Consider the following 5,377-nt stretch of genomic DNA (forward strand, 5'->3'; position numbering starts at 1 on the left):
ATGAGGACGGCAGGGCGGATAGCGCCCCTGCCGCCGATGCTGATGGCGGCGGCAGGCTGGCACTGCACAAATGGGCGGCGAAGCTGCGCCGCGGCAGTGAGCTGACAGGGCGCATCCCTGTCCTCCGCCAGCTGTCAGGCGAGCTTCTTGAACGCGCTGAACGCCTTGAAGGAAAGGGCTTCATGGTTACGCTTTTCGGTGCTTTCAGCGCAGGAAAGTCCTCCTTTGCCAATGCACTGCTGGGAGAAGCCCTGCTTCCGGTGTCGCCAAATCCGACGACGGCGGCCATCAACAAAATCTGTCCTGTGGATGAGGCGCATCCGCATGGCACGGTGCTGGTGAAGCTCAAGGACGAGGCCATGCTGCTGGCGGATGTGAACAGGGCGCTGTCGGCCTTTCAGATGTCGGCAGGCGGCATGCAGGAGGCTTTGGCACTGGTAAAAAATGCCCTGCAGGATACATCGGCAGGCCGCCAGAAGGAAAAGGCCTTTTTGCGGGCCTTTGTCGCCGGTTATCAGGAAGCCGCGGATTATCTGGGACAGGAGCTGGACAGACAGCTGGCGGATTTCGGCGCTTATGCCGCACGGGAGGAAAAATCCTGCTTTGTAGACTGGCTGGCCGTTTACTATGACTGCCCGTTTACCAGGCTGGGCATTACGCTGGTGGATACGCCGGGGGCGGATTCCATCAACGCCCGCCATACCAATATGTCCTTCAACTATATCCGCCAGTCGGATGTGGTGCTGTTTGTAACCTATTACAACCACGCCTTCAGCCGGGCTGACAGGGAATTTCTCATCCAGCTGGGGCGGGTCAAGGATGCCTTTGCCCTGGACAAGATGTTTTTTATCGTCAATGCCATTGACCTGGCTGAAAGCAGGGCCGAAGCGGCAGGTGTAGTCGATTATGTGGCAGGCCAGCTGAAAAAATACGGCGTCAGGAAACCGCAGATGTTCGGCCTGTCCAGCCAGCAAATGCTGAAGGACAAGCTGGCCGGCAAGACGGGCGGCTTTGCCTTTGAGGATGCCTTTTATCGCTTTGTGCTGGATGAGCTGACGGGCATCGCCGTCAATGCCGCCAAGGGAGAGTACCATCTGGCGGCGGAACGGGTCAGGGAGCTTATCAGGCTCAACCGCAGTGATGCCGCTGAAAAGGAACGGCGGCGTGACCAGCTGCTGGCGTTTCAGCGGCAGACGGACAAGCTTTTGGGAGAGCTTACCTCACAGGACATGCAGGGCCGCCAGCGGCAGGAAAGGCACGAGCTGATTTACTACGTCAAGCAGAGGGTGTTCCTCAGATATACCGACTTTTTCCGTGAGGCCTTCAACCCGGCCCTGCTGAAAGGCAGGGAAAATTCCGGCGGCAAGCTGCAGGAAGCGCTGAATCAGCTACTGGAAAGCATGGGCTTTGATCTGGCACAGGAGCTGCGGGCCACTACGCTGCGCATGGAGCAGTTTATCGGCAGGCAGGCGGCTCTGCTGCAGCAGGAGGTCAACGGCAGGCTGCTGGAAATTGACAGCGAGCTGACGATTGCGCCCCGCGATTTCGCCTACGAGAGCGGCATGGATTATGAAAACGCCTTCAAAGCCGTGGATAAAAAAATGTTCAGCGCAGCTCTGTCCGGCTATAAAAATCCAAAGAGCTTCTTTGAAGAAGGCGGCTCCAAAGTTATGGCTGCCGCCTTGGAAGCCATACTTAACAGGCTGGCGGACGAATATCTCAGTCAGCAGGAGCTGCGGCTGGCAGAAAGGCTGCAGGCCGGTACAGAAGAGGTATTTGCCAAAGTCAAAGCCCGCTTCCAAAGGCTGCTGCAGGCAAATCACGCAGCCAATCTGGCCGCCCTGGAGGGCGGCGTGCCGGCAGAGGTACTGGAGGATGTGCTGAAACAGCTTGCTTAGATAGATATTGCGGGCAGCTTATTCAGCTTTGATATTCAATTTATGGGTACGGTGAATCTACCGTACAGCGAGGAGTGTAGAAATATGAGTTTTGAGTTTACCAAATGGCAGGGAACGGGCAACGATTTTGTGCTGATTGACTGCATGCAGCAGTCTGATGAGCCGTATGTGGCCGCGGCAAGGGAAATCTGCGACCGCCACTACGGCATCGGGGCAGACGGCATCCTGCTGGTACTGCCTTCTGACAAGGCGGATATCCGCATGAGGATTATCAACGCGGACGGCAGTGAAGCCGAGATGTGCGGCAACGGCATCCGCTGTTTCGCCCGCTACGTTTACGAGGCAGGCCATGTGGCCGCCGAAGAGTTTACCGTTGAAACAGGGGCAGGTATCCTCGTGCCGAAAATCCTCAAGGAAAACGGCAATATCTCCATGATTCAGGTGGATATGGGTGAGCCGGTGCTGGAAGGTGACAGAATTCCGGTAGACGGCTATGGCATGAACAGGGTAATTGACGAGGAAATCCAGGTGCAGGGACAGAGCTTCAGGATGACCTGCGTTTCCATGGGCAATCCTCATTGTGTTGTCTTTGTGGATGATGCAGAGAATTTCCCTATCTACGAGCTGGGCAGACACTTTGAAACTCACGCCAAATTCCCACGCAAGACCAATACGGAGTTTGTACAGGTAATCGATCGCCGCCATCTCAGGATGCGGGTCTGGGAACGGGGTGCCGCCGTCACTCTGGCTTGTGGTACCGGCTCCTGCGCAACCCTGACAGCGGCCGTGCTGAACGGTCTGGCTGAACGCAAGGCAGAGGTAAGGCTGGACGGCGGCAGTCTGGTAATCGAGTGGAACGAAAAGGATAACCATCTCTACATGACAGGACCGGCTGTGCAGGTATACAGCGGCAGATATCCGCTGTAATGCGCTTTTGTGTGGCGGCCAATATTGTCATAGACATCATTTAGTGCTATAATGTACAAGCTAAAATTTATACTCGTCCGGGTGCTTTGGCAACAGGGCCCGGCAAAAAGACTGCAAAGAGGATTTTATTCATGATAAAAAGTATGACCGGCTTTGGGGCCGGTGACTGTGAAAATCAGGATTTCAAGGTGCATGTGGAGCTGAAAACCGTCAATCAGCGCTATCTGGAAACCAACTATCACATGCCCTACAGCCTGAATATGTTCGAGAGCCAGCTTACCAAAAAGATTAAGTCATATCTGTCCCGCGGCAAGCTGGATATCAACGTGCGCTTTCAGGACCTCCGCGACAAGGCTGTGACTGTCAGTGTGGACAGGGGGCTGGCGGCGGCCTATGGCCGTGCGCTGATGGAAATCAACGAACAGCTGGGACTGACGGGAAAACCATCCGCCGCCCAGATTGCCGCCTATCCTGACGTGCTGAAGATTACAGAGGAAAATGCCAAGCTGGCCGAAGCAGAGCCGGTACTGATGGCGGCCTTTGACGAGGCACTGGGCAATCTGGTGGCCATGCGCACAGCCGAGGGGGAAAACATCAGGGCGGACCTTCTGGCGCGCATTGATGTGCTGGAGGACTACACGGCAGAGCTGGAAAAGCTGGCACCGGAAATAGTGGACAGCTACCGCCAGCGCCTGGAAAAGCTGCTGGAGGAATACCTTTCCAAGGAAAGCATTGATGAGAGCAGGATTATTCAGGAAACAGCCCTGTTTACGGACAAGGTGAACTATACGGAGGAAACCGTGCGCCTGCACAGTCATTTTGACCAGTTCCGCAGCATCATTGACATGGATGAGCCGGTGGGGCGCAAGCTGGATTTTCTGGTGCAGGAGATGAACCGGGAGATTAACACAGTGGCCTCCAAGGCAAATTCCGCCGGTGCCGCGCGTTTTGTTGTGGATGTCAAGAGCGAGATTGAGAAAATCCGCGAGCAGATTCAGAATATTGAGTGACGCCATGCCGGTGAGGGGAGTTGTTTTGCATTGGATATCAAGCTGATTAATATAGGCTTTGGCAATGTGGTATCGGCCAGCCGGGTGGTGGCTATTGTCAGCCCTGAATCCGCGCCTATCAAGAGGATTATTCAGGATGCCCGCGACCGCTTCCAGCTCATTGATGCGACCTATGGCCGCCGCACCAGGGCGGTAATCATAACGGACAGCGGGCATGTGGTGCTGTCAGCAGTACAGCCTGATACCATGTCCCATAGAATTGTGGAGGAGGATTGACAGTGCGCAAGGGTTTGCTGATTCTGATTTCAGGTCCCTCCGGCACCGGCAAGGGTACGGTGTGCGACCTTTTGAGAAAAAATCATCCGGAGATTTCGTACTCCATTTCGGCCACAACCCGCCAGCCCAGGCCGGGGGAGCAGGATGGCGTCAACTATTACTTTTACGACAAGGCAAGGTTCCGGCAGATGATTGCAGACGGCGAGCTGCTGGAATGGGCCGAGGTATACGGCAACTACTACGGAACGCCGAAGCAGAAGGTGCTGGACAGGCTGGCGGCAGGAGAGGATATCCTGCTGGAGATTGATACGCAGGGGGCGCTGAACGTCATGAAGGCCATGCCGGAGGGCTTGTTCATCTTCCTGCTGCCGCCGTCTTTGGAGGAACTGGCCGCCCGCCTGAAAGGGCGCGGCACCGAAACGGAGGAAAGTCTGCAGCGTCGTCTGGGCGCTGCTGCAGATGAGATAAAAATTGCCCATAATTATCGTTATGTGGTGGTTAATGATAAGGTAGAGGCTGCTGAAAAGGCCATTGCCGGCATCATAGAGGCGGAGCATCACCGCACCGACCTGAATGAAGCCCTGCTGGCAGGCTTGACGCAGTGGAAGGAGAATGCAGAATGAGTAAGATGAACATTGTAACCCCGAATCTGGATCAGCTGACCCCGCTGGTGGACAGCCGCTATACACTGGTAACGCTGGCCGCCAAGCGCGCTCGTGACATCATGGACAAGAGCCATCCTGTCACTGCCAAGCGCACCTCTACCCGTGATGTAACCAATGCCATGGAGGAAATCTACGAGGGAAAGATTACCTACAAGCGCCTGACCAGCGGCATAAAGTAAGGCCCTGAAAAACTAGGAAGAGACGATATGTTGAATGGGAAAAAAATAGTTCTGGGCGTCACCGGCGGCATTGCCGCCTATAAGTGCGTGGATTTGGCCAGCCGCCTGCGCAAGAAGGGGGCTGCTGTCCATGTCATACTCACCAGAGGGGCGCAGAACTTCGTAACGGAAACAGCCATGCGGGAAATCAGCGGTAATCCCGTTGTCACCTCCATGTGGGGCGAAATACACACTTATGATGTGGAGCATATCGCCCTGGCCAGCCTGGCGGATGCGGTGCTGATTGCCCCGGCTACGGCAAATGTGATTGCCAAGGCGGCGGCAGGCATTGCCGATGATATGCTGACTACCACGGTGCTGGCAACGAAGGCGCCGATTTTCTTTGCGCCTGCCATGAACAGCAACATGTATGAAAATCCTGT

At 55.5% G+C, this 5,377-nt stretch carries 7 protein-coding genes; all 7 read left to right on the top strand.

Annotation, left to right across the window (positions count from 1 at the left end; all coding sequences use genetic code 11):
- Window positions 1–1,898, top strand: a 1,898-nt coding sequence (locus ACI3UA_RS01150) for a dynamin family protein (RefSeq protein ID WP_439723002.1), incomplete at its 5' end; no start/stop codon positions are given.
- Window positions 1,899–1,982: 84 nt separating this feature from the next.
- The gene (gene dapF, locus ACI3UA_RS01155) at window positions 1,983–2,825 is read left to right on the top strand and encodes a diaminopimelate epimerase (RefSeq protein ID WP_439723003.1); all 843 of its coding nucleotides are present in this window, start codon (window positions 1,983–1,985) and stop codon (window positions 2,823–2,825) included.
- A 131-nt stretch (window positions 2,826–2,956) separates the two neighbouring features.
- Window positions 2,957–3,835, top strand: a complete 879-nt coding sequence (locus ACI3UA_RS01160) for a YicC/YloC family endoribonuclease (RefSeq protein ID WP_439723004.1) — start codon at window positions 2,957–2,959, stop codon at window positions 3,833–3,835.
- A 30-nt stretch (window positions 3,836–3,865) separates the two neighbouring features.
- Window positions 3,866–4,111, top strand: coding sequence for an extracellular matrix/biofilm regulator RemA (gene remA, locus ACI3UA_RS01165; protein ID WP_439723005.1), 246 nt, complete (start codon window positions 3,866–3,868; stop codon window positions 4,109–4,111).
- 2 nt (window positions 4,112–4,113) lie between these two features.
- Entirely contained in the window at window positions 4,114–4,734 is a 621-nt protein-coding gene (gene gmk, locus ACI3UA_RS01170) for a guanylate kinase (protein WP_439723006.1), read from the top strand.
- Entirely contained in the window at window positions 4,731–4,955 is a 225-nt protein-coding gene (rpoZ, locus tag ACI3UA_RS01175; protein WP_439714483.1) for a DNA-directed RNA polymerase subunit omega, read from the top strand. The genes gmk and rpoZ overlap by 4 nt, the downstream gene beginning before the upstream one ends.
- A gap of 27 nt (window positions 4,956–4,982) precedes the next feature.
- Window positions 4,983–5,377: flavoprotein (locus ACI3UA_RS01180; RefSeq protein WP_439723007.1), on the top strand; the 395-nt coding region annotated here is incomplete at its 3' end.

Origin of the sequence: Anaerovibrio sp. (assembly GCF_051866355.1) — a bacterium.
Classification (GTDB): Bacteria; Bacillota; Negativicutes; order Selenomonadales; family Selenomonadaceae; genus Anaerovibrio.